Origin of the sequence: Actinopolymorpha sp. B9G3 (genome assembly GCF_040120725.1) — a bacterium.
GTDB lineage: Bacteria > Actinomycetota > Actinomycetes > Propionibacteriales > Actinopolymorphaceae > Thermasporomyces.
On the sequence record NZ_JBEEAB010000021.1, the window covers coordinates 21,818 to 46,219 of the forward strand.

17 protein-coding genes are annotated in these 24,402 nt (G+C 67.1%); 8 read left to right on the top strand and 9 right to left on the bottom strand.

The features are described 5' to 3' along the window. Positions 1 to 124 precede the first annotated feature (124 nt). Positions 125 to 619: a cupin domain-containing protein gene (locus ABNF93_RS27680; protein ID WP_349331138.1), complete on the top strand. Its 495-nt coding sequence runs from the start codon at positions 125 to 127 to the stop codon at positions 617 to 619. A 95-nt stretch (positions 620 to 714) separates the two neighbouring features. Here the strand turns inward: ABNF93_RS27680 and ABNF93_RS27685 are convergent, their stop codons facing one another. The 6 genes from ABNF93_RS27685 to ABNF93_RS27710 all read right to left on the bottom strand — a co-directional run bounded on the left by ABNF93_RS27685 (position 715) and on the right by ABNF93_RS27710 (position 6,509). Continuing rightward, positions 715 to 1,254 (bottom strand): hypothetical protein, encoded by a 540-nt coding sequence (locus ABNF93_RS27685; protein WP_349331139.1) that lies wholly within the window; start codon positions 1,252 to 1,254, stop codon positions 715 to 717. Positions 1,255 to 1,391: 137 nt separating this feature from the next. Next, a complete protein-coding gene (locus ABNF93_RS27690) occupies positions 1,392 to 1,937 on the bottom strand; it encodes a hypothetical protein (protein WP_349331140.1) in 546 nt (181 codons plus the stop codon). Further along, on the bottom strand, positions 1,934 to 3,316 hold the full coding sequence (locus ABNF93_RS27695) for a hypothetical protein (protein ID WP_349331141.1): 1,383 nt from the start codon (positions 3,314 to 3,316) through the stop codon (positions 1,934 to 1,936). Before ABNF93_RS27695 ends, ABNF93_RS27690 begins: the two co-directional genes overlap by 4 nt. 313 nt (positions 3,317 to 3,629) lie before the next feature. Beyond that, on the bottom strand, positions 3,630 to 4,886 hold the full coding sequence (locus tag ABNF93_RS27700) for a hypothetical protein (RefSeq protein ID WP_349331142.1): 1,257 nt from the start codon (positions 4,884 to 4,886) through the stop codon (positions 3,630 to 3,632). Continuing rightward, the gene (locus tag ABNF93_RS27705) at positions 4,883 to 5,410 is read right to left on the bottom strand and encodes a SigE family RNA polymerase sigma factor (protein ID WP_349331143.1); all 528 of its coding nucleotides are present in this window, start codon (positions 5,408 to 5,410) and stop codon (positions 4,883 to 4,885) included. Before ABNF93_RS27705 ends, ABNF93_RS27700 begins: the two co-directional genes overlap by 4 nt. Positions 5,411 to 5,711: 301 nt before the next feature. Next, the gene (locus tag ABNF93_RS27710) at positions 5,712 to 6,509 is read right to left on the bottom strand and encodes a phytanoyl-CoA dioxygenase family protein (RefSeq protein WP_349331144.1); all 798 of its coding nucleotides are present in this window, start codon (positions 6,507 to 6,509) and stop codon (positions 5,712 to 5,714) included. A gap of 88 nt (positions 6,510 to 6,597) precedes the next feature. Between ABNF93_RS27710 and ABNF93_RS27715 the strand changes: the two genes are divergently transcribed. From ABNF93_RS27715 to ABNF93_RS27735, 5 genes are all read left to right on the top strand, one after another. Next, complete coding sequence (locus ABNF93_RS27715; protein WP_349331145.1) at positions 6,598 to 7,416, top strand: helix-turn-helix domain-containing protein; 819 nt, start codon at positions 6,598 to 6,600, stop codon at positions 7,414 to 7,416. A 160-nt stretch (positions 7,417 to 7,576) separates the two neighbouring features. Further along, on the top strand, positions 7,577 to 9,541 hold the full coding sequence (locus tag ABNF93_RS27720) for an ABC transporter substrate-binding protein (RefSeq protein ID WP_349331146.1): 1,965 nt from the start codon (positions 7,577 to 7,579) through the stop codon (positions 9,539 to 9,541). 45 nt (positions 9,542 to 9,586) lie between these two features. Beyond that, positions 9,587 to 11,824, top strand: a complete 2,238-nt coding sequence (locus ABNF93_RS27725) for an FAD-dependent oxidoreductase (RefSeq protein ID WP_349331147.1) — start codon at positions 9,587 to 9,589, stop codon at positions 11,822 to 11,824. A gap of 125 nt (positions 11,825 to 11,949) precedes the next feature. Further along, complete coding sequence (locus tag ABNF93_RS27730) at positions 11,950 to 12,726, top strand: IclR family transcriptional regulator (RefSeq protein ID WP_349331148.1); 777 nt, start codon at positions 11,950 to 11,952, stop codon at positions 12,724 to 12,726. 141 nt (positions 12,727 to 12,867) lie between these two features. Next, positions 12,868 to 14,724, top strand: coding sequence for an alpha-galactosidase D (locus tag ABNF93_RS27735; RefSeq protein WP_349331149.1), 1,857 nt, complete (start codon positions 12,868 to 12,870; stop codon positions 14,722 to 14,724). A 51-nt stretch (positions 14,725 to 14,775) separates the two neighbouring features. Here ABNF93_RS27735 and ABNF93_RS27740 read toward each other — a convergent pair whose 3' ends face one another. The 3 genes from ABNF93_RS27740 to ABNF93_RS27750 form a co-directional block, all read right to left on the bottom strand. Further along, on the bottom strand, positions 14,776 to 16,767 hold the full coding sequence (locus tag ABNF93_RS27740) for an ABC transporter substrate-binding protein (RefSeq protein WP_349331150.1): 1,992 nt from the start codon (positions 16,765 to 16,767) through the stop codon (positions 14,776 to 14,778). A 147-nt stretch (positions 16,768 to 16,914) separates the two neighbouring features. After that, complete coding sequence (locus ABNF93_RS27745; protein WP_349331151.1) at positions 16,915 to 17,802, bottom strand: aminoglycoside phosphotransferase family protein; 888 nt, start codon at positions 17,800 to 17,802, stop codon at positions 16,915 to 16,917. A 230-nt stretch (positions 17,803 to 18,032) separates the two neighbouring features. After that, positions 18,033 to 20,132, bottom strand: coding sequence for a HelD family protein (locus ABNF93_RS27750; RefSeq protein WP_349331152.1), 2,100 nt, complete (start codon positions 20,130 to 20,132; stop codon positions 18,033 to 18,035). 597 nt (positions 20,133 to 20,729) lie between these two features. Here ABNF93_RS27750 and ABNF93_RS27755 point away from each other — a divergent pair. Both ABNF93_RS27755 and ABNF93_RS27760 read left to right on the top strand, forming a co-directional pair. Further along, a complete protein-coding gene (locus tag ABNF93_RS27755; protein WP_349331153.1) occupies positions 20,730 to 23,321 on the top strand; it encodes a hypothetical protein in 2,592 nt (863 codons plus the stop codon). Position 23,322: 1 nt separating this feature from the next. Beyond that, positions 23,323 to 24,396 (top strand): TolB-like translocation protein, encoded by a 1,074-nt coding sequence (locus ABNF93_RS27760; RefSeq protein ID WP_349331154.1) that lies wholly within the window; start codon positions 23,323 to 23,325, stop codon positions 24,394 to 24,396. The last annotated feature ends 6 nt before the right edge of the window (positions 24,397 to 24,402 follow it).

Below are 24,402 nucleotides of genomic sequence, written 5' to 3' on the forward strand. Positions count from 1 at the left end.
AGCAGCGGGCTCCGTCGGTACAACGGTTTTCCTCCGCCGCCGTGTGTGTGTCGGCGTGGCAGAACTCAGATAACGTTCACCTGTCTCATAGGAACGAGACACCACGCACCATGGAGAGATATCAGTGACCGGCAGGAAGCAACCTCCAACCTCACGCATCACGCAGCCGTACATCGTCGCGCCCGAGGAACAGGCCGCCGTGGAATTCTTCGGTCATGTCGCGCGCGTGCGGCTGGGTGGCGAGCACTCGGCTGGAGAACTGGCCATCATCGACAGCACCATGTCACGGGGCTCCGCGAGCCCTGTGCACCGTCACCTCCACGCCGCCGAGACCTTCCTCGTCCTCGAGGGCACCCTGCGTGTGCGCGTCGACCGGGAGGAATTCAGCGTCGGCGCGGGCTCGGCCGCGGTGCTGCCGAAACTGATCGACCACGCCTTCCTCGTGACCAGCGACCACGCGCGGCTCCTCTCGCTGCACACACCCGCGGGATTCGACGAGTTCGTCATGGGCGTCGGTCATCCGCCTGAGCTGACCGACGCCGCGATCGATTCCGAGGAGCTCGCGCGCATTGCCGCCAGGTGTGGCATCGAGCTGGTCGGTCCGCCGATGACGCTCTGAGACGCTGACGCTGACGCTGACCTGGTGACCTCACTCGGCGCGACACATCGCCACCGGGCGAGGGCAGCCTGCGACGCCGGTTCCCTGATGCGGCATCAGCTGGCCGGCGTACCCCGTAGATAGTGCGGCGACAGGCTGACGATCAGCCGGACATTCCCGACCACGGTCGAGTCGTCGGTGTCGACATGCGTACCGGCCCAGTCGACCGCCTGCGTGCGAAGGCCGTCGTCTCCGGCCAGCAGGACACCCGCGAGATCAGTGAACAGCCGCTTGCAGGCCTGGTCTCCTGGACCGTATACGCACAGTCCGTGCACGGCCCGCACCCGTTCCTCGCCGTCGTACTCGATGTTGACCCGGAGATCGTGCGCGGCCTTGCCACGTGGCGTGCAGCCCATGAGTGTCGACGCACCGCTGGACGGCTCGGTGCCGGTGTCGGAGACCTCGCACGTCCATGACCGCGTTCCGGCGAGCCAGTCCTCGGCCAGGCCGGAGACCGTAACGCCGCGCAGGTGCCGTTGCGAGGCATCGGGAAAGTCGGCCGTGACGGCGGGTGGACCGGTCGGACCCACCGGCCTCGAACCCACCCGGTGGCCGACCGCCACACCAGTAGAAGCACCGATCAGAAGGGCGATCACGCACGAGACGACCAATGCCATCCAACGGCGTCGACGGACTGGGTGAGCGGGCATGTGCGGGTACGCGGGGGGTTGCGAAGGAGACGGCTGCCCCGGCGGGACGAGTGGGCGCCGTTGTTCGGCGGGGACCTGCGGAGTCATCGCGGCACCACCGTTCTCACCTCGAAGTCGATGACCTGCTCGTCGTCGGCATCCACGCGGTAGCCGTAGCCGCCGACGGCGGCGTGCGTCGTGCCGCCCTTCTCGATCTGCCGGCCGACCCAGGTGCTGATCCGCTGCGCGAACGCCGGGTCATACGCATAGGGCAGCTGCGCCAACCAGGACAGGTACGCGATGGATGTCGTGCCTGGCGGGCCGTCGACCGATGTGCTGACGCGTGCCGAGTACCCGTGGACCTGTCCTCCGATCACCTGGAGCGACAAGGCGTACTCCGTGACACCGATCTGGAGCACGCAGCTCCACCTGTCGAGGGTCCGGTGGCACTCGTGGCCCTGCGTCCTCAACGTACGAATCACGCTCGCCGCCTCGAGTTCGGGTATGCACAGGTGCGCCGATCCCTTGCACGGCAGGGGGCCGAAGTCAGGAGTGTCGCCGTTCGCCACCGTGTACCCGCCGAGCCCGCCGGCCGCGCAGGCGAACATCGCGACTAGCAACGAGAGGAGTACGGCACGTGGCACGCTCATATCGCTCCTCCGCGTACGAACGCTGCCCACCGCTGGAGGAACGCCCGCCCTCGCACGCCCACCACGCGTCGGCAGATGCCGTCGAAGGTCGGGGTCTCAACCAACGAGGCTCCGCCGATCTCGCCGTGCTCGATGACGCTCGCGTAGAACTCGACCGCGGCGTTCTGTCCTTTCACCTTGTCGACGTAGGCGAACACCGAGGCGCCCAGGTCGTAGTTGAACGCGACGTTCTCGCCGTAGAACGCGTCCGACTCAGGTGGCTTCCCGGAGAACCGGCCGTCCAACACCGCGACGCGTACGACGAAGCGCAGATCAGCCATTCTGCTCGGGCTGCCCACCGTCTCCACCCATCGGGCGAAGCCCTCGATCGCCCACCTCGGCGCCGCGGTGACGAGCCCGCCGAAGCCGGCCTCGACGCTGGTCGCGCGGGCCGTGACCGCGTGCGCCAACTCGTGGCGCATCACGAGTTCGGGATCGCTCCACGGCCCGCTGCCCCGCAGGTTGACGACGATCCGTGCACCGGCGTACTGGCCGCTGTAGGCTTCGCCGTTCTTTCGTACGCCCTGCAAGGGAATCTGGGCGCCCTCGACCCTCGGGTCGAAGTTGTCGTAGGCACCGATGCTGTACCAGTTCTTGAAGTTCTGGGTGTTCTTCGTGAGAAACAGGATGTGTCCGGGAAACGTGAGACGGTCACCCCAGATGGCCTCGATGTCGCGGAGGTGTGTTCTCGCTGCGTCGGCGTACTGTTCGAGGTCGGTGACACTGCCGTCGCCCGCGATCCAGACCTTGCCCGCCCGGATGATGTGCAGTGGCGTGTAGTTCCACGGCGCGTCGGCCATCGGTCCGTTCACCCCCAGTTCCTCGGCCGTGTGGGCGTCCAGTCCCTTGATCTCGACGATGGCGAGCTTGTCGTGCCGGGGGACCAGCGTGTACTGGAATGTCTCGGCGGGCGCGAACCCGTCCGTCTGGACGTCAGTCACGAGCTGGGTGATCTGGATGACCGGATCGAAGCGGAGCAGCCTGCCCTCCTCGGCATGCGATGTCCGGTCGAGAACGTAGTCGAACCGGGTGAACTCGAGCTGGCGCAGGTTGGCGAAGACCATCTTCTGCTCGCTGATCAGCCGGCGGTTTCGATCGTCGATGTCGGCGAGGAAGGTCCGCTCGTCGTCGTTGCGCAGCGCTTTCACCCGGCGGTCGAGGATCTCGCGTAGGGCCTGGGTCTGGGGATCGGTGGAACTCTGGTGGCGAATGACCTTGATGGTGGGCCGTTCCGCCTGGCCACAACCCGCCGCCGCGAGTCCGGCCAACAACACCGCCCGCCTGGACACTGACACACCGCCATCGCGGCTTTGGGTGTCGAGGTCGAGGTGCGTTCTCATCCGGCACACCTCCTCGGAACGAATGGAGATTCCGCGCAGGCCATCCGTCCTTGGCCGCATCGTGAGCAGGGCAGGGGCTCCGAGCTCCTGAACGATGCGATGGTGGCCGGAAGTACGCCCACTGGCGCGCAGAAGCTACCACCGGCCGTGCCACCATCGGACCTGAATTCCGACGAGGTCCGGCAGCGGACACCGACCCGGGGGAACCTCACCCGAGGCGTACGTGGACGCAGAAAGAAGCCGGGTGGCCCGAACGACTCGGTTGTTCGGGCCACCCGGACTTCTCGGACAGGGGTTCGAGGGCGGAAGGTGCCTAGCGAGCGGGGTCTGATGCTTCGATGGCCGCCATGTCGACCAGCTGGTAACCATCCTTTGTCTCGACGTAGTAGAGCCGCTCGTCGCCCATCATCCGAAAACCGCCACCGTCCAGGGCCGCGACCCTGCCGGCCTTCCCGGTCTTGATGTCGTAGATGACGGACCTGGACCGGTCCTCGGCGAGAACGAAGCGATCCCGGGCCGGCTGGTTGCCGTACGTGACCGAGGTCATGACGCTCCCGACTTCGCGGCGGCCCGTGCCGTCGCGGCGCTGGACCGCCCCGCCGTCGTCCGTGGCGCCCACACACCACTGCACCCGACAGGTCCACAGACCGTCGCGTTCGGTGGCAATGCGTTCCTCCCCGGTCTGGAGGTTGCGCAGCGTCCGGTAGGTGATCTCGTCCGGCATGCTGCCGGACCAGGACTCGCGCGACCGGACCGGACTGCCGACCCACGGCCAGTCCACGAGGCCGAAGTCGTCGGTCCCCTCGATCAACTCTGCCTCTCCTCCGGCAGCCAACGGAGCCTGGTAGACGCCGCCGCCGGAGTGCGACCACATCACCTTGCCACCGGTGATCGCGATGTCACCCTCCACGCCGCCCTTGGCGTGGACGCGACCGACCAGATGCGCCTCGCCACCCGCGAGGGGCGCAGCCCACAGCTCGACGCTGGGCAGGCCCATGTCCGGATGGGCGATCCACCACACGACGTGTCCCTCGCCGATGGTGAAGTTCGAGGCGAAGATGGTCGCGTCCTTCGGCGTACGCACGGTTGTCACTTTGCGGGCGGTCCGGTCCTGGATGTCGTACAACCACAGCTCGCCGACGTTCTCGAAGCCGGCGTCGACCGAGACAAGGACCGTGCGGTCGTCGACCATGGTCTGAGGACGGAACTTCCGCCCGTCGGCCAGGCGGTCGGGGACGTCGTGGACGGCCGCGGGCCAGACCTTCTCGACGGGCTCGGCGGCCGGAGCCTCCCGTCGCACGGTGCCGGACCCGGCAGCGGGCGGGTCGGCCGGCGGGTCGGCGGGCGTGAGAGTCGTGTCCCCGCCGGACGCCCCGGGCGTGCCGAACAACGCCGCGGAACCTCCCGCCACCGCGAGGACGGCCCCGGTCGCGAGGAAAATCTGCCCCCGCTGCCTCCGGCGCCGGTACCGCCGTTCCAGCTGGTCGAGCAGCCCGGGTTCAGGTCTCGGTGCCCGGCCTGCCGCGCTTTCCAGCGTCGTCACCAGTTCGTGTTCGATGCGTCGTGTCATCGGAGCTTTCCCTCCTTTGCGCCAGCGTCGGCCGGCTCGGCAGGTTCCGGGAAGCGCGACCGCAACTTCTCCAAAGCGCGGGCTGCCTGACTGCGGACGGTCCCGCGGGAGATCTTCAGGATCGCGGCGATCTCCTCATCGGTGAGGCACTCGTAGTAGCGCAGCACCAGGACCGCCCGCTGTCGCCGCGGAAGTGCGGTCAACGCGTCCCACAGGCCGTCGCGAAGTTCGGCTAGGTCGAACGTGTGGTCGGTGTATGGCTCCTCGGGCATCGTTGCGACCAGCGTCTCGCGGCGGCGCCGTCGCCAGATGCTGACGTGCAGCCGGGCCATCGTGGTGCGGACGAAAGCCTCGGGTTCGCGCTTGTTGGCGACCCGATGCAAAGCCGTACGCAGGCGGACGAGTGCCTCCTGCATCAGGTCGGCGGCATCGTGCGGGTTCCCGGTCAGGACGTAGCCGTAACGAAGCAACGCCGGTGCCCGGCTCGCCACGAACACCTCGTAGTGCTCGATCTCGTCATTCACACATGGCCCCCTTTCCTGCCTCCGAGACGCGGCACCCGCCGGAACTGTTGCATCACCCCGCCGATGCCCCTTCTGTCAAGATGGCGTCATGGCGCGTAAGAAGGCCACGGTGTACATCGAGGAGTCGCTGCTGCGGGCAGCCAAGATCGCCGCCGCGCGCTCAGACAAGCGCGAGTAACCTGTGCCCAACGGCCCGTTCGGGCGGCCTTCGACGCCGGCGGATTTGCCAGCGCATGACGGGTACGCCGGGAAGAGCGATGCGGTCACCGGTGTCGGATAGCGACGCGCCTCCGCTGGCCGGCTACCGGGTGGGCGGGGGTGGGCTCGTGGTGCGGTTCAGGCCGAAGGTGTCCTCGCCGCTGACCACGACGCACGCGTGGCCGGGGAAGAGTGGTGGCGCATCCTGGTCGAGGAGGGCGACGAACGGCACGGTGTACCTCGCCGACAGCCCCATCCGGCGCCGGTCGGAGGTGTTCTTGTGCGAGTGGTGCAGCAGGCGTTCGTTGAAGATGAAGAACTCGCCGGGACGCAGCACCATGTCGACGGCCGCGGACGTGTCGACGGCGGCGGGGTCGGCTTCCTGCCCGAACGCCATTCCTTCACGCGCCGGCAGATGTCGTACGACGGTGCGGTGTGAACCGGGGATGATCTGCACGCAGGAGTTCTCGGTCGTCACCTCGTCGACCGCCATCCAGATGGAGATGTTCAGCGGTGGCTCGATCGGCCAGAAGTTCGCGTCCTGGTGCCAGGGGATCTCCTTGCCACCAGGGTCCTTGGTGAAGAAGTAGCTCGCCCAGACCACGATGTCCGCACCGATCATGCCGCGGAGCCTGCCGACGATCTCCGGCGCCGCGATCACGTCGTGGAGGAACCGGTGGTCGAGGTGCCTGGCCTGGAGTGGGTTCTTCGGGTTGCGGCCGGGCGTCGGCAGCACCTCGTCCTCGATCCGCCGCCGGAGGTCGGTCATCCGGTCCACCGGCATCGCGGTGTACGGGCCCAGGTAGCCGAGTTCGTGGAACTGCCGTACCTCGTCGCGGCTCAGCGTGGCGGCGGCGTGCTCGGTGGCGTGCCCCGCGGCCGGCGTCGTGGTCGTCGTCATAGGCCGATCGTCCCGCGTGGGTGGCACGGGCTCCATGCCCCGGTTCGTCGGAACTTTTGCACTGGGTCGGTGTGTGAGAATCGGCCGCGTGGTGTCGCGCTGGCAGCAGGACTGGCTCGATCTGATGCGGACCGAGGGCGACCAGGTGGTCGGCACGCTCTTCGGTTACGACCGGCTGCCAGGCACCTGGGCGCTCGATTTCCCGTGTGGCCTGCCCGAACACCTCGTCTACCTTGTCGTGGCGGGATCGGCGGGCGGCGAGGTAGCGGGCACGGGGGTGTCCTTGGCCGCGGGGTCGTTCTTCTGGGTGACTCCGGCGACGCCTTTCCAGTTGCATGCAGCCGGGGATGCCGGCCTCACGTTGTACCGCCTCCGGGTGGCGAGCGACACCGCCGGCTGCCCGGGTGGACACCTGGTGGTGCCGGGCGCCTGGCAGGTGCGTACGACGTTCGATGCCCTGGTCGTCGAGCTTTCCGGTGCCCTCGCGTTCCGTGCGGAGCGGCTGCGGGCGTTGCTGGTCGTCCTCTTCTCCGACGTCTTCCGGGCGGCGGCGCGGCACCGGCGTACGCCCCCGCTCGACGATGAGGACCGTGCGGCGGTGGAGTCCTACGTCGATGCCCGTCCGGCGGAGCGCCTGAGCGCGGAGGACCTCGCGGCCGTGGTCGGGCTCAGCGAGGACTACTTCGTCCGCCGGTTTCGCCAGACGTTCGGGCTCGCGCCGCGGTCGTGGCTGGTCAGGCGTCGGATCCAGGCCGCGATGCTGCGCCTGGACGAGTCGAGTGACCCGGTCGGGATGGTCGCGCGGGAGCTGGGCTACCCGGACGTGTTCCTGTTCAGCCGCCAGTTCAAGGACGTGACAGGCATGTCGCCGCGCGCATGGCGGGCGAGGGGTTCGGTGCTTCGCTGACCCGATCCACAGCTGGACTGCCGGTGCTGGCCACTTCCCGCCTGGTGACCAGCACCGCCAGGACGTGCATGCTGTGACGCGAGTATGCGTATAGCGGGTAAGCAACTCCACGATCTCGACAGGCGGCCACGAGTGCCGGGCGCTCGACCAGGAGGACCAGATGAGACCGGACGGCAACAACCCTGGTGCCTCCACGAGGCGGCGTTTCCTGACGACAACCGCCTTCGTGACGCTGGCCGCCGCGTCCCTGCCCGGCTGCGACCTGCTCTCCACGGACCCCGGTGGGGGACGGGACGCCGGTCGCAACCGCGGTCGGCCCGGCGCCAAGGAGTCGCCGATGCTGGCTGACCTGGTCAAGGCCGGGAAGCTCCCGAAGCTGGCCGAACGGCTTCCGAAGGTGCCGCTCACGGTCACGCCCGTCGACGAGGTGGGGACGTACGGCGGCGAGTTGCACAGCGCGATTCTGGGGGCCGCCGAGGCGATCCAGCTCAACCGGGTCGTGGGATATGACTACCTGATGCGGTGGAGCCCGGACTGGGAACCGGAGCCGATCCCCAACATCGCCGAGTCGGTCGACGTCACGCCCGACGCGAAGCAGTTCACCTTCCACCTACGGGCCGGAATGCGCTGGTCCAACGGCGATCCGTTCACCGCCGAGGACATCGCCTTCGCGCAGAACGACATCTTCAACAACCGGGACCTGTTTCCCGCCGCAGCGGCGAACCCGGTGACGGCGGAGGCGCTCGACCCGCAGACGGTCCGGTTCAGCTTCGACAACCCGCACGGGCTGTTCCTGCAGGAACACGCCTCGACGGTGGGCCAGCAGTTCGTCACCAAGCCGGCACGCTATCTCAAGCAGTTCCACAAGAAGTACAACCCGGATGCGGAATCCCTGGCGAAGAAGGAGAAGTTCGCGAGCTGGACGGAACTGTTCTTCGCGAAGACCGACATCTGGGTGAACGCCGATCTGCCGACACTCTTCGCCTGGAAGATCAGCAACGGTGTCGGCGACGGCGCGCGCGTCATCCTGGAGCGGAATCCGTACTACTGGAAGACCGATCCCGACGGGCGGCAGTTGCCGTACATCGACAAGGTTGTCTACGCGGTCATCTCCGATCCGGAGGTCATCCTCACGCAGGTCCTCGCCGGTTACAACGACTTCCAGCTCCGTCCGAGCAACACACTGGCCAACAAGCCCGTGCTGGCCAAAAGAAGAGAACAGGGCGACTTCCGCTTCGCCCAGGCCGTTCCGTCCAACATGAACACCATGGTGGTGTGCCTGAACCTCACCCACAAGGATCCGGTCCTGCGCGAGATCTTCCGGAACAAGGACTTCCGGATCGGACTCTCCCATGCGATCAACCGCCAGGAGATCATCGATGCGGCGTACCAGAAGCAGGGTGAGCCGTACCAGGCGGCACCGCGGCCGGAGTCGGAGTTCTACGACGAGGAGCATGCCAAGCAGTACACGGAGTACGACACGGGTCTCGCCGCCGAACATCTCGACCGCGTCCTGGCGGAGAAGGACTCCGAGGGATTCCGGCTGCGTCCCGACGGAAAGCGCCTCAGCATCACGATCGAGTTCGCGACGGCGATCTGGCCCGAATTCCCCAGTGTGCTGGAACTCATCAGAGGCCACGCCAAAGAAGTGGGCCTCGACATCAGGATCAAAGGCGAGGACCGCGCCCTCTTCGACGTACGCACCGGAGAGGCGCAGCAACACGAGGCTGCGGTGTGGCAGGGTGCCGGTGGCTGGAACGACATCTACCTCAACCCCTACTACTACCTGCCGGTCAGCGCGGGTGCGACGTACTTCGGCCGCGCCTGGTGGGACTGGTATCTCAGCGGTGGCGAGAACGGCGAAGAACCACCGGCGGCGACGAAGCGGCAGTTGGAGCTCTGGGACCAGCTGCGGGCGGAGGCCGACGGCGGGAAGCGCACCTCGCTCATGAAGGAGATCCTCGCCATCACCCGGGACGAGTTCTACACGATCGGGATCAACCTCCAGCCCGAGGAGTACGCGACCGTCGCGAACCGGGTCCGAAACGTTCCCGAGGAGATGCCGAACTCGTGGGTCTATCCCAGCCCCGGCCCCACGAACCCGGAGCAGTACTTCATTGCCTGACACCGCATTGCCTGACACCCGCGACCTGATCGGAGTGATCACCGCATGCGTCACGAAGAATTCTCCGCGGACCTGACCGTCATCGGCGGCGGCCTTGCCGGTTGCTGTGCGGCGATCGCGGCCGCCCGCCAGGGCGCCAGTGTGGCCCTCGTCCAGAACCGTCCCGTACTCGGTGGAAACTCCTCCAGCGAGGTGCGGGTCTGGGTCTGCGGCGCCACCGGTCACGGCTCGCACCGCTACGCCCGCGAGACCGGCATCATCGGCGAGATGTTCGTGGAGAACCAGTTCCGCAACCTCGACGGGAATCCGTACTACTGGGATCTGGTCGTCCTCGAAGCGGTCCGCGACGAACCGAACATCACGCTCTTTCTCAACACCGACGTGCGCTCGGTCGAGTCCGACGGTCCCGACGACACACGGGTCATCCGTGCGGTCACCGGCTGGATGATGGGGTCGGAACGGGAGATCCGGTTCACGAGTCCGACCTTCATCGACTGCACAGGCGACGGTTTCGTCGGGTTCCTGGCCGGCGCGTGGTACCGCACGGGGTGCGAGTCCCGCAGTGAGTACGACGAGTCGTGGGCCCCCGAGGACGCGGACGACTCCACGTTGGGCAGCACGATTCTCTTCTACACCAAGGATGTCGGGCAGCCGGTGAAGTACGTACCGCCGAAGTTCGCCCGTGACATCACCACGACGTCGATCCCGGAGCGGCGCATCATTCGGACCGACCTCAACGGGTGTGCCTACTGGTGGATCGAATGGGGTGGGGAAAAGGACGTCGTCCACGACAACGAGGAGATCCGCGACGAGTTGCAGGCGGCGATCTACGGCATCTGGGACCACATCAAGAACTCCGGCAAGTTCGACGCCGACACTCTCACGCTGGAATGGATCGGTGCGGTCCCAGGAAAGCGGGAGTACCGCAGGTTCGTCGGCGACCACACGATGACACAGCACGACGTGTTGGGCCAGGAGTTCTTTCCCGACCGCGTGGCATTCGGTGGTTGGTCGATCGACCTGCATCCTCCCGGCGGGATGTACGCGACCGAACGGGGATCGCGCCACTGGCACGCGGACGGCAATTACCACATTCCCCTACGGACCCTGTATTCGCGCAACGTCACGAACATGTGGATGGCCGGCCGCAACATCAGCTGTAGCCACGTGGCCTTCGGCAGCACCCGGGTGATGGCGACGTGTGCGGTCGTCGGCGAGGCGGCCGGGACGGCGGCGGCCCTGGCCACGCAGCGTGGCACCTCGCCGCGGGAGCTGGCGACCCAGCAGATCGCCTTGGTGCACAGGGCGATGGTGAGATCGGACGCCTCCCTGCTCGGCGTGGAGAACACCGACCCCGCGGACCTCGCGTTGGCCGCCCGCGCCAGTGCGTCGTCGACGCTGCGGAACCTGGCGGTCGAGACTTCGGCCAGCACGCTCGCTCTCGACACCCATGTCGGCATGGTGCTGCCGGCGGATCCTGGCCTCGGCTCGCTCGAGCTGCTGGTCGACGCCGACTCCGACACGGAGCTGACCCTCGAGGTGCACCACACCGGCAATCCGCAGAACTACATTCCCACCGAACTTGTGGAGACGGCGACCACGTCCGTGCCGGCGGGCCAGAAACAGTGGGTGACACTCACGTTCGACTGGACACCTGGCCACCCGCAGAACGCCTTCGTGGTGGTGCGGGAGAATCGCCACGTCGCCTTGCACTGCAGCGATTCGGCCGAGCCTGGGACGTTGTTCTTCCGCCACCGCACGCCTCCGCCGGGCGAGATCTACACCGAGCAGTGGCGGGAGTGGAAGCACATCCTGCACCGGGCGAGCGTGTGCTACCGCCTCGGCAGGGCGACGGACGCGTTCGACGCGCGGCACGTGATCGGCGGGTATGCGCGACCGTACGGCGGCCCGCAGATGTGGGCGTCGGAACCACTGGCATGGGACGAGCAGCCGTGGGTGGAGCTCGCCTGGGACGCCCCGGCGACGTTCCGCGAGGTCGCGCTGATCCTCGACGACGAGGTGGAGGAGGATCTCATCAACCTTCACCACCATCGCACGCCCTACGACGTCATGCCCGGGTTGGTACGCAATTACCAGATCCAGGCCGAGGTCGACGGGGATTGGACCACGCTCGTCGACGTGCAGGACAACCGCCGCCGGCACCGGGTGCACCAGCTCGACACGGCCGTCACGGCGCGGCGGCTGCGGGTCGTGATCGAGTCCACCAACGGCGCGCCCCGGGCGCACGTGGTTGCCGTCCGGGTCTACGCCGAACCACGTTGAGCCGGCCGCTGGCCTTGGCATTGGATGAGGGTGCCTCTCCTCCAGCGCGGCATTGGACGAGGGTGCCCTTCCTCCAAGAGCCGGGACGGCAAGGGCATGCACGTGACGAGTACTAAGCTCTGGGTATGCGTGAGGAGGTCACCGGCTCGTCGCAGAACCAGGCCCTGGCGCGCGGGCTCGAGGTGCTGCGGGTGCTGGTCGACGAGAGCGAGCCGGTGACGGGCACCGAGATCGCCCGCCGGCTCGGCCTCCATCAGAGCTCGATCTCCCGCATCCTCGCCACCCTGACCGAGGTGGGGTACGTACGCAAGACCGCCAAGGGTTTCGCCCCCGACTTCGGCGTCCTCTCGCTGGCCTCGGCGACGTCGCAGTTTCCGCTCATCCGGAAGCCGCGTGCGGCGATGAAGCAGATCGCCGCCAGCTGCGGAGGGCTCAGCCCGTCGCTCGGCATGCTGTGGCGGGGCCAGATGATCTACTTCCTGCGGACGACTGAACACGGGGACACCATCGACTTCTGGTGGTCGGACTACCCGATCCACCTCTCGGCACCGGGACTCCGGCTCCTCGTGGACCTCCCCCGCGAGGAAGCGCTCGCGATCCTGCGCGGATCGCGACAGCGGTACGGCTGGGACGGGGAGAAGGGTGTCGTGCCGGCGACCGAGGAGGAGGTGCTCGACCTCGCCGCGAAGAACGTCGCGCACGACGTGATCGTGCTCACCGGGTGGTTCCGGCGCGGATGGATGGGCGCGGCCATACCCGTCGAGGTCGAAGGGGAGCACCGGGTCGCCCTCGCGTTGGCCGGCCCGTCCGACGTGACCGACCTCGCGACACTTCAGCTGTGGTTGCACGACGCGCGTCGTACGGTGGAGGCCGCCCTCCGCCAGCCCACGACCGGCCGGTGACCGCGCACCCTCGGCAGACGGTCGCGGTGGTCTGCGCGACCAAGGTCGGCGTACGTCCCCGACCAGCCGGGTGACGACCTGGACGGAAGCGGCCACCGCCACATTCTTGACCACGGAAATTAATCGGCCAGGATGCGAGGCGTGACCTACCGGATGAGGCGCGTGATGACGGCCGGCAGCACCCTTGCCGCGGCCGCGACCCTGTTGGCCGGAGGAGTGTTCGGCGTACCGACCACTGAGGACTCCACGACCGACACCACCCGCAGGCAGCCGCGCGGTGACGAGGCGACGCCCACCCGGGAGATCGTCACTGCGCCGACGGGAGCCGCCGTGGTCGAACCGCCGTACCGCGGCTGGTCCAGTTGGAGCATGCAGTCCAGCAACTATCCCGGCCTCAACCCGCGCGGCCCGGCGAGCTGGCTGCACGAGGAGAACGTCCTCACCCAGGCGCGCGCGATGGCGAAACACCTGAAGCCGTACGGCTATGAGTACGTCAACATCGACTCCGGCTGGACGGCGACCTGGGACTGGCAGGGCGGCTTCGACGCACACGGCCGGCAGACGCCCAACCCCGAGAGGTTCCCGCACGGGATGAAGTACGTCGCCGACGAGATCCACAAGCTGGGCCTCAAGGCGGGAATCTATCTCGCGGTGGGGTTGGAGAAAGGCTCGTACGACAAGGGCGATCTGCCGATCGCCGGTGCGCCGGAGTGCAGTACGCACGACATCGTCTACCCCGACCTGCGCACGACGAACGGCTGGGACTCCTCCTACAAGATCGACTTCGGCCAGCCATGTGCACAGGCCTACGTCGACTCCCAGGCGGCCATGATCGCCGACTGGGGCTACGCCCTGCTGAAGATCGACGGTGTGGGACCGGGTTCGTTCAAGTCCGGGCCCAACTACGACAACCGGCCCGACATCAGGGCATGGCACCACGCGATCGCCGCAACCGGCAGGGACATCCAGCTCGAACTCTCGTGGTCACTGGACCGGGCGGCGATCAAGGACTGGCAGTCCTACGCCGACGGCTGGCGGATCGACACCGACGTCGAGTGTTACTGCGACACGCTCGTCACGTGGAACAACTCCGTCGACAACCGGTTCTACGACGTGCCTGCGTGGGTGCAGCATGCCGGGCCGGAGGGCTGGAACAACCTCGACACCGTCAACGTCGGCAACGGTGAGATGGACGGACTGAGCGACGCGGAGCGGTACTCGTACATGACGCTGTGGGCGATCTCGGCCGCACCGCTCTACACCGGCGACGACATGACGAAGCTCGACGCGCTCGGCAGGAAGCTCCTGACAAACCGCGAGGTGCTCGCCATCAACGCGGCGGGACGGCCCGCGAGCCCGGTGGTTCCGGACGCACTGCAGCAGGTGTGGAGGGTCCAGAACACCGACGGGAGCTACACGGTCGCGCTGTTCAACCTGGACCGCAAGCCGGCGGTGGTCGGTGCGCGGTGGTCCGACGTCGGCTTCGCTGGCCCGGCTGCCGTACGGGACGTGTGGGCCGACAAGGGCCTCGGGCAGCAGGCCGACGGATACGTCGCGATGCTGCCGGGCCATGGGAGTCGACTCCTGCGGGTGACACCGAACGTGCCGGCGCTGTCGGTCGAGGCGGAGGCGGCCGGCAACGAGCTGGCGGGTACGGCGAAGATCAACGAGTGCGACGGATGCGCGGGCGGGCTCAAGGTCGGCGACCTCGGCGAGGGCGCTTCGGTGACTGTCAAGGGAATCTTGACAGAGCGTGCTGGTGCCTACGACGTCACGGTTTCCTACGTCGACGGTTCGAGCGGTCGGGCGGTCGGCGTGGCGGTGAACGGCGGCCCCGTGCAGGAGGTCATGCTCGGTGGGGCGGACGACGACCGGTGGGATCGACCGCAGGGTGAGACGCTCCGGCTGTCCCTGGCACGCGGACAGAACACTCTCACCTTCAGCAATGTCGGCGGCTATGGCCCGGACATCGACCGGATCACCGTGCAGGCGCGGTGACCCTGAGGCCACCGGTCGCCGACGGGTGTCCTCAGAGGCCCTCAGAGGCCCTCAGGTGTCGATGTAGTACTGCTCCGGATTTGTCCATCCCGGCGAGGGGAAAGTCGTCGACCACGGCACGGACGACGGCACGTTGTGCAGAGTGTTCTTGACGACGCTGTAACCGCCGACCGGCAACGCCGTGCCGATGATGACGAACTCCTCGCGCGCGATGCTGAGGATCTGCTGGAACAACTCGTCCTGCCGATCGGAGTCCGAGGTCGCCTTCACCTGGTCGTAGAGCTCCATCTGGCGGCGGATCTGGGCCGGCGGTTCCTCGCCCTCCTTGCCGCGTGAGGCGTACCAGGTCCCCCACGGGATCGCCCACTGGCAGCCGGCGTGGGAGGGGAAGTACCACGTCGGGTCGAGTTGGACGTCATCGAGGCCGGGATAGCCGTCGTCCATGACGGCGTCGTGCTGGTTGGCCTCCACCCGGCCGATGACGAGCTCACTCGCGCCGGTCTGCACGCGGGCTTCGACGCCGACACGTTCCCAGTAGCGCTTGGCGAGTTCGGCGATGTCGACCCACGTGGAGATCGTGCCCAGGCGTACCTGCAGGGTAAACGCCAGCCGCTCACCGTCCGGGCGCAGCCGGAATCCCTCGTTGTCCCGCTCGGTGTATCCGGCCCGGTCGAGGTGGTCGTTCGCCTTCCCCACGTCGTACGCGGTGTACTGCTTGGCGAGGCCTTCGTCGTAGAACTTCGAACCGCGCAGCGGCGATGTCTGCCAGGGATCGCCTTGGCGTTGCAGGACGGTGTCGATGATCTCCCGACGGTTCAGTGCGTACGACAGGCCGATCCGGAAGTCCTTGTTCCCGAAGACCTTCCGCAGGTTCGGGTCCTTGTGCGCGAGGTTGAAGACGAACGTCGCTGCGTTCATGTTCGACTGCGGGACGTCGATGAAGTGGTAGCCGCCCTTCTTCCGGCTGACCGCGATCACCGGCTTGTCCCGCACCACGGCGAACTCGTCCGGGACCAGGCTGTACCGCCCTTCCGTCGTCTGCAGCACGGCGACCTCGGGATCGGCGACGACGTGGACGACCACCTTGTCGATGTAGGGAAGTTGGCTGTCCTGTGGATCGGTCTTCCAGTAGTACGGGTTGCGCTCCGCGACCAGCCGGAGGTTTCCCGCCAACGGCTCGGTGGCCTTCCACGCGGCGATCGTGGGAATGTCGGGGTTCTGCCACCAGGCGATGTCGGTCATCCCGCCGCCACCCTTCGCCATGAACAGATCGCTCCAGCGGGGATGCCCTTCCTGCTTGGCGATCGCGTCGGCGTCGGAGGCGTAGTCCTTGTGGAACTGCTCGAAGTAGTGCTTCGGGAACGCGGTGAGCACGTTGCCCGCCGAGGAGGCGAGATGCTTCAGGAACACGCCGTTGGGTTGGGTGAACGTGAAACGCACGGTGCGATCGTCCACCTTCTCGACCCGTGCTGGCCGTCCGCCCGCGGTGAGCCACTCCGGGAACGCCGGAAAGAGCGCGGCATTGCCGATGACGTCGTTGTAGGCGAAGTCGATGTCGTCAGCGGTGCAGGGTTCGCCGTCGGACCATCTCGTACCAGGCTTGAGATGGAAGGTGTACTCCCGTCCGTCCTTTCCTGCGTCCCATTCGGCGAGGTTCGGAATCACTTCCGTCCACCCGCGGTTCCATCGCACCAGGCCGTCATAGCCGATGGCCGTGTAGATGAAGCTCGCGTCGGGGTTTCCCATGCAGGTGTTCCACGTACCGCCGTAGCTGCCTGCACGCTCGGTCGGTTCGACCACGAGCGGGCTCGCCGGCATCCGGTCCTTCCTCGGCGGGAGCTTGCCCGCCTTCACCTGCTCGGTCAGGCTCGGCGCCTCCGGCAGCCGTGGACCGGAGGAGTCAGAGTCAGCCTTGCTCCTGTCGTTCGATGAAGGATCGGTGGAGAGCAGGTCGCAGCCCGTGGCCGAGAGCCCGAGGAGAGTTCCGGCGCCAGCGGAGCGAAGTACTCCTCGCCTGCTGAGCTGTGGGTGGGGAGATTCCATCGACTCATCCCATCCGCGCGTGTGAGAACTGGACAGTGCCGTCGATCATCGAGCCAGCCAGCAAATCACGGACGGGGAACGTGTGCGGCAGATCCTGGCCGCTACCGGCCGTCGTGTCCGTACCGGACAGCACGGGCAGCACGTGTATCACGTGGTGGACCAGTCGTGGATGAGTTGAAGGAGTCGGCGGGTGAGGCGGTCTCGCTCCTCCTGGGTGAGAGAGGCGGCGAAGTGTGGCCAAGCGAATAGCAGAATCTCGATCTCTGCTGCGACCAGTGCGCGGTGAAACAGAGCGGGATCGACTTCGCGATGTGCGACGTACTCGCGCAGCATGGCCTCGTACGGCAACTCGGCGCCATCGGCATTGGCGCGTGACCAAAGGAACGCCAGCTCGCTGGCAGGACATCCGACTCCTGCTACCTGCCAGTCGGCCCACACGATCTGCTCGCCTTCGCGCAGGAGGTTGTCGACGTGGCAGTCGCCGTGGCCGAAGCAGTCCGGTATGGCCCGGAGGGCTTCCACGAGCTGGTCTGGTTCGTCGAGAAGCGGTCGTACGCTGTCGGCGGCGCCCGTGGTGGGCCAGTAGGCCTCAGCAACGTCGATGGGTGGTAGGTAGGGAAGCTTCCGGTGCACCGGTGGATCGATCCAGGGATCCTCGCCGGGCGGCGGGATCGAGTGAATGGCCGCTAGTTGCCGTGCAACCTCTAGCCATGCTGGCCGGTCCCACTCCGGTGCAGGTCGCGCAGAACCGTGAGCAGACAGCAGCAGGGCGGTGAAGTGATCGTTGTCGGCGTACCGGAGCAGGCTGGGTGTCGTGACAGGTACCTGGTCGGCCAGCGTCTGATAGAAGGTGAGTTCTCGCCGGGCATTGTTCTGCCATTCGCCGGCGGCGGTCACCTTCAGCACCGCAGCGTCTCCGTCGATCTGCACGCGATACACCCCGGAGCCGGACGCGCCGCCCGCCAGGTCAATGCGCTTGGCACCCAGCTCCAATCCCACAGATCGCATGACGCGGGCAAGCTCATCGTCGAGCATTCCACACTCCCATCGGTGCCAGTCAGCTACAGCGCCGCCATTGGTGACGACTACTCACGCGTTGTCAGGCCGGTGGTGTCTCGGTGGACCTCGTACCTGAGCCAGATCACCACAGGTCCACAGCTGAACGGGACCTGGCCCCATCTCGATCCACTCCCTCTCAACCGCCGATGACCTCGACACGGCGGCAGACGCGACGCCGGCGACGGGCCGTGCTTACTCGCCCTTGGCTACTGGCGTGTGCATACGGATGGGACGACCTCGCGCAGGGCGGCTGGCAGGGGAGTCGCATGGATGACATGCAGGCTGGTGACCGCACGGGTGAGGACGACGTACAGCCGATGAAGGCCGCGCGGCTCCGCCTCGACGATCCGCGACGGTTCGGCCACCACCACGGTGTCGAACTCCAATCCCTTGGCGAGCGGGGCGGGGACGCACACCAGCCGTGACATCTCCATGGCATCCTCGGTCGCTCCGAGGAGAGCGGGCGCGAGCCCGGCGGCGAGGAGTCCTTCGTACAGTGTCACGACGTCGGCGTCCGCGGCGATCACCGCGACCGACCCCTCGCCGTCGAGCGCCTTGTGGCTCGTCGCCACGAGCGTGTCGAGGAAGTCGTGGTCGTCGGTCTCGACGATGTGGAGTGCGCCCGGAAGCTCACGGACGCCTCTCGGCTGGCCGAGTGTCGGCGCGATGAGGGGGAGCAGTCGGGCGGCGAAGTCGATGATCTGTGCCGGCACCCGGAAGCCGCGGTCGAGTTCGGTCAGTCGGGCGTCCGGCATGTCGAGGTGCTGGAAGACCTGTGGCCACGAGCCGACCGCCCAAGGTGTCGTGGCCTGGGCGAGATCGCCGAGCACGGTGGCCGACCCTGACCGGCACCGCCGGCGGAGTGCACGAAGCTGCATCGCCGACAGGTCCTGCGCTTCGTCGACGACGAGGTGACTGAGGGAGCCGGTACGCCGTTCGATGAGGTCGGCGAGCTCGTCCAGGAGCACGGCGTCGGCATCGGACCACCTGGCCGACTTCCACGAGCGTGCGGGCTTGGGCCAGAGGAGGGTGGCCTGCTCGTCCGGTGTGAGATCGTTTCCAGCGGCCGAGGCCAGGAAGTCGGCGTCGGAGAGCAGCCGGAACAACACCTGCTCCGGAACGACCCTCGGCCAGATCTCGTCGATGAGCTGCTTGACCGGCTTCGACCTGGCGACGGCGTTCTGCACCCGGTCGTCGGGCGACTCACCGCGCTGCTCCATCCGGACCAGGACGGCGTGCGCGATTCGCTGGGCGAGCGCATTCCTGGCGAAGGCGTAGCGGGTCGAGCCACGCAGCGCGGCCACGATCTCCTGGACCTCGAAGTCGGGTACCCGGTAGCGGCGGGAACCCTTGGCGTACAGGATTCCCTCCGTCGGCGTACCGACCTGTGACCACAACGCCCGGTGCAGCACGGTCGCCATCCGGGCATCGGCCTTGATCGCCGCGACGCGCGAGTCGTCTCGTGCGACATCGTCTGCCAGCCCGAGCACCTCGTCGACCGTGGCCTGTTTGACGTCGACCTCGCCGAGCGCGGGAAGCACCTTGCGGATGTAGGAGAGGAACGAGCGGTTCGGCCCGACGATGAGGACACCGCCGCCGTGGGCGAGGCGTTCCCTTTCGGTGTAGAGAAGGTACGCGATGCGGTGCAGGCCGACCGCGGTCTTGCCGGTGCCCGGAGCGCCTTGTACGCAAAGGGAAGGCTGCAACGGCGCCCGGACGAGATCGTCCTGCTCGGGCTGGATGGTGGCCACGATGTCGCGCATCGGCCCGGTGCGTGGTCGTTCGATCTCGGCACGCAGGAACGCATCGGTGGGGGTGACCGCCACCGCCTCGTCGAGGAGCTCGTCGTCGAAGGCAGTCAGCTCCGCGGAGTCGGAGTAGCCGTAACGGCGCCGCCGCCGGACGAGTTGCCGGTCACTGCGGGTCGCCCGATAGAACGGAACGGAGACCGGTGCCCGCCAGTCGATGACGAGCGGCGTGCCGAGTTCGTCATGCACATGTCGGCGGCCGATGTAGACCTGCTCCATCTCCTCGACGGCGCCGGACTCGTAGTCCAGGCGGCCGAAGAACAACGGCACATCAGGCAGGTCGACAAGGGCCTGTACCCGGAGCCAGTGGGCCCGTTGGTTGGATTCGTTGGTGAAACGTTCGTCATTGTCCTCACCGCCGATCAGCGGTATTTCGCGGTGAAGGACGTCGTGATGCATGCGGGCGAGCGCGGCGCGTGCGGTGGCGAGAAAGGCGCGCTCGGTGTCGAGTTCTGGATCTTCGGCGTGATGGGACAGGGGTTCGACGGATTCGACCATGGGAAGAGTCGCCCTCGGCTCGTGAATCGGCGGGGAACATCGGATTGGCGGCAATCAGCAGGGTCCCGCCCCGGACGAGCGATCCGGTTCGTTGCGATCCTTTGAAGTGGTGCGTAGGAAAGCCACCCAAAAAACGGCCCAGGGAGAGTATCAAGATCGATAGTTGGCCGCCACCGAATTTCCCGGGCCTGCCTGTCGACCCGACTCTCGGGACGTTCTCACTTCTTCCGGAACACCTTCAGGGCGATCGCCGCCACGATCAGGATGGCGATGATCGCGATGATCAGCTGAGGGGTCTCCATTGTCGACCTCCAGGTCGGCGCTCGGCGGTGGGGGCCGGCTCATCGTGCGCCCGGCCCGGTGCGGACAGTTCGGTGCGGACAGCTCAGTGTGTTCGGCTCGGTGCGTTCGGCTTTGCGCGTACGGCCCTCCTCATGCCCGCCAGCCGGCCGCGTCTCACCCAGCGTGTCCGGCCGGGCCGCGTGATGGCCGTTTGTGGACCGGCGAAGCCGTGGCCACCGGCGGAAGAGAGGTTCTACGATGCGAAAACCCACTTCCACGGGATCGGCCCGTGATCGGCAGGAATGAGGACCATCCATGAGCTCCGCGACCGGTGGTGGCGACTCTTCATCCATCGCCATCGTTCTCGACCCGTCCGATCCGCTGGCGACCGAGCCGCCCGTGCGGTGGGCGGTCAGCCACCTGGCCGACGTCCTGGCCGGCGCGGGCGTCACCGTGCGTACCGACGCGGACTCCGAAGCCGACCTGGTGGTCAACGTCGCCGGCGCCGGTGACACCGGTCAGTCTGCGGGCCCGGAGGCCTTCGCGCTCAGTCGGCCGGACGGAGGCGAAGGCCGGGTGGGGGTGGCTGGTGCGGATGCGCGTGGCCTTGCGTACGGCGTGCTCGAACTCGCCGACCGTGCCCGTTTCACTGGCGACGTTCTCGGCGAACTCCGCGCCACGACGCCGGAATCCCAGCAGGCGGCGACGCCGGTCCGGAGCATTCTGCGCACCTTCACCAGTGACGTCGAGGACAAGCCCTGGTTCTACGACCGGGAATTCTGGACCGACTACCTCACCGAACTCGCCGTCAACCGGGTCAACCGGTTCCAGCTGGCGCTCGGCATGCAGTACAACTACGGCCACCATCCCGCGACCGACAACTACTTCTGCTTCCCGTATCCGTTCCTGCTCGACGTTCCCGGATTCGACGTACGCGCCGGCAACGTGCCCGACGACGAACGTGACCGCAATCTCGAGACGCTTCGGTTCATCAGTGACGAGACGAAACGCCGTGGAATGCACTTCCAGCTCGGGCTCTGGAACCATGCCTTTGACCACGGCGAAGGATCGGACCCGCTCTACCCGGTCACCGGAGTGACACCGCAGAACCACGCCACCTACAGCGCGGCGGCACTGAGCCAGTTGCTGAACGAATGTCCGTCCATCGACGGCCTGACCATGCGGGTCCACTACGAAGGGGGAATCCCCGAGCCGAACCACGAGGAGTTCTGGCAGACCGTCATGACTGCCGTCGGCGAGGTCGGACGTCCGATCGAGCTCGACATGCACGCGAAGGGTGTGGACCAGGCGCTCGTCGACATCGCGCAGGGAACGGGCCTTCCGGTGATCGTGTCCGCGAAGTACTGGGCCGAACACCAGGGGCTTCCCTATCACCAGACGACAATTCGCGAACGCGAACGGGCCACCAAGGAAGCCGGCAGTGGGCTGATGGCCATCACCGCGTTCCAGCGGCGCTTCACCCGGTACGGATATGGCGACTTCCTCCGCGAGGGCAGCGATCTCGGGTTGTTGTTCAGGATCTGGCCCGGCACCCAGAAGGTGTTGTTGTGGGGCGATCCTGAGTTGGCCGCCGGTTATGGGCGGCTCGGCACGTTCGCCGGCGCGCGAGGCATCGAGCTGTGTGAACCACTGACCTTCAAAGGGCGCAAGAACACCGGGGAGGAGGGTGGGCGGGATCCGTACGCCGACGGAAGTCTGCGCATGGGCCGGGACGTGTGGAAGAAGTACCTCTACACCTACCGCCTGTGGGGACGGCTGCTCTACAACCCCGACGCCCAGCCGGACGAATGGCGCCGGTTCCTTCGTGCGGAGTACGGAAACGCGGCCGGCGCGGTCGAGCAGGCACTCGCACCAGCCAGCCGGGTGCTCCCGCTCGTCACAGTCGTCCACGGCCTCGGTGCCTCCAACAACGGTTACTGGCCGGAGATCTATCTCAACATGCCGATCGCCGGCGGACCGAATGCCGACCACTACGAGCGGGACACGGCGAAACCGCCGACATTCGGTGGTGTCAGTGCGTTCGACCCGAGCATGTTCTACCGGGTGGACGAGTACGCCGACGACGCGATCGCCGGCCGGCGGGACGGACGCTACACACCGCTCGACGTCGCTGAGTGGCTGGACGGCCTCGCCGACGAGGCCGAACGGAATCTCGCCACGGCGACCGGTCAGGCCGCGGATCCGGACGCGCCGGTATTCCGCCGGCTGGCGGTCGACGTGAAGGTGCAGGCCGGGCTCGGCCGGTTCTTCGCCGGAAAGTCCCGAGCGGGTGTGGCCTACTCCCTCTACGAACGCACCCGAGATGCGCAGCACCTAGGGGACGCGGTGGCCGCCTACCGTCAGGCGCGCGACGTCTGGGCGGGCATCGTCGAGGAGACGCGCGAGGTCTACCGGCCGGACCTCACCTTCGGCGACCTGCGGTCAGAACACGGCCACTGGGCCGACCGGCTGCCGGCCATCGAGGAGGACCTCGCCAACCTCGAGCGGCTTCACGAAACCGCCAGGGCCGAGAAGAACACGCCTGTCAAGGCGAACCTGACGGTGCCGCGAAGTGCCCGACCGCGCTTCACCCACCCGGCACCGGCCGGGTTCTCCCGTGGCGAGGACATCGCGATCGATCTCGTCCCGAGTGAGGCGTCGTTCGACGGCCACGTGGTCTGCCATTACCGCCATGTCAACCAGGGCGAGGACTTCGAGACCGCGGAGATGCGCTGGAACGGTGCGCGCTATCAGGTAACCGTCCCAGGTTCCTACACCGACTCCGACTTCGCGCTCATGTACTACTTCACCATCCACGACGCGGGCGGTGACGCCTGGATCTCCCCGGGTCTCGAGGATTCGCTGGCCAGGCAGCCCTATCACCTGCTGCGACAGAGGATCCACTGAGATGCCCAACGAACGAGCCGACGTCGCTCACGTCCTCGACGATCCACCGCCGCTGCACCGCAAGCTGCTGGACTACGGTGAACGCCCCTACTGGTCGGCCGATGGAACCAGGATCGCCTTCATCGAGACCAACTACGGAGACGTCTGCGAACTCGACGTCGACTCGGGGCAGGTACGAAACCTCACCAAGGGTCTTGGTGAGCATCACGCCTTCCTCCGCGTCCTGATCCTGTCCAACGGGGACTATCTGCTGATCGGCCCACGGCAGTTCACAGATCGCGACACCAGTCGGCATGTCGAGTCCGAGCTGTGGGTGCTGGACAAGAACGCGAGTCGGCCGCCGAAGCCGCTCGGTCGCCGCATCTTCGAAGGCTGCGGCGTCTCGACGAACAGTCCGCTGATCACCTACGCCGTCACCGGGAGGAACGATCCCGGCCTGGGTGATCCGGACGTCTCCGAGTGTCACGTCACCGAGATCGCCTACGGCGACGACGGTCCGGAGCTCGGCGAGGACCGGGTGTTCTACCGGACCAGGCGCGGGCTGCGCCCGGAACCACAGGACTTCCGCCACGATGACACCGAGGTGGTGTTCGCCGAGTACGTCAGAGTCGCCGGCGATGTGCGCCCGCGCTGCGTGGTCAAGGGCTGCCGGCTCGACACCGGCGAGTTCACCACCTACATCGACGAGCCGATGGTGCACAACGAGTGCGAGGGAATCTTTCCCGACCACGAGTACATCTGTCTCGAGTCCTCCTGCGACACCGACTGGCCGATGTTCCCACCGAGAGACCTGTGGAAGCTCAAGCTCGACGGTTCCCAACAGCGGGTACGGATGACCTCCATGCCCGGCGACCACACGTGGAAGGCGACGAACTCCAACGTGAGCCCGGACGGCAGGTGGCTCGCGTTCATGGTGGGCCTTCGTGCGGACGAGGCGGGGTTCGGCCGTGGTCTCGGCCTGTTGGATCTGGACGCCTGGGAACGCACGCCGGACGCCGAGCGGTGGGAGACGCCGGCGGACCGGGCGCGGGAGAACGCGGCGAAGTTGCTGAACTCCACCTCCGGCAAGCCCTGAATCCGA

Coding starts and splice junctions, on each gene's coding strand:
- ABNF93_RS27690 (WP_349331140.1), bottom strand. CDS start 1,937: ATGAGCGTGCCACGTGCCGTACTCCTCTCGTTGCTAGTCGCGATGTTC.
- ABNF93_RS27695 (WP_349331141.1), bottom strand. CDS start 3,316: ATGAGAACGCACCTCGACCTCGACACCCAAAGCCGCGATGGCGGTGTG.
- ABNF93_RS27700 (WP_349331142.1), bottom strand. CDS start 4,886: ATGACACGACGCATCGAACACGAACTGGTGACGACGCTGGAAAGCGCG.
- ABNF93_RS27710 (WP_349331144.1), bottom strand. CDS start 6,509: ATGACGACGACCACGACGCCGGCCGCGGGGCACGCCACCGAGCACGCC.
- ABNF93_RS27720 (WP_349331146.1), top strand. CDS start 7,577: ATGAGACCGGACGGCAACAACCCTGGTGCCTCCACGAGGCGGCGTTTC.
- ABNF93_RS27725 (WP_349331147.1), top strand. CDS start 9,587: ATGCGTCACGAAGAATTCTCCGCGGACCTGACCGTCATCGGCGGCGGC.
- ABNF93_RS27730 (WP_349331148.1), top strand. CDS start 11,950: ATGCGTGAGGAGGTCACCGGCTCGTCGCAGAACCAGGCCCTGGCGCGC.
- ABNF93_RS27740 (WP_349331150.1), bottom strand. CDS start 16,767: ATGGAATCTCCCCACCCACAGCTCAGCAGGCGAGGAGTACTTCGCTCC.
- ABNF93_RS27745 (WP_349331151.1), bottom strand. CDS start 17,802: ATGCTCGACGATGAGCTTGCCCGCGTCATGCGATCTGTGGGATTGGAG.
- ABNF93_RS27750 (WP_349331152.1), bottom strand. CDS start 20,132: ATGGTCGAATCCGTCGAACCCCTGTCCCATCACGCCGAAGATCCAGAA.
- ABNF93_RS27755 (WP_349331153.1), top strand. CDS start 20,730: ATGAGCTCCGCGACCGGTGGTGGCGACTCTTCATCCATCGCCATCGTT.
- ABNF93_RS27760 (WP_349331154.1), top strand. CDS start 23,323: ATGCCCAACGAACGAGCCGACGTCGCTCACGTCCTCGACGATCCACCG.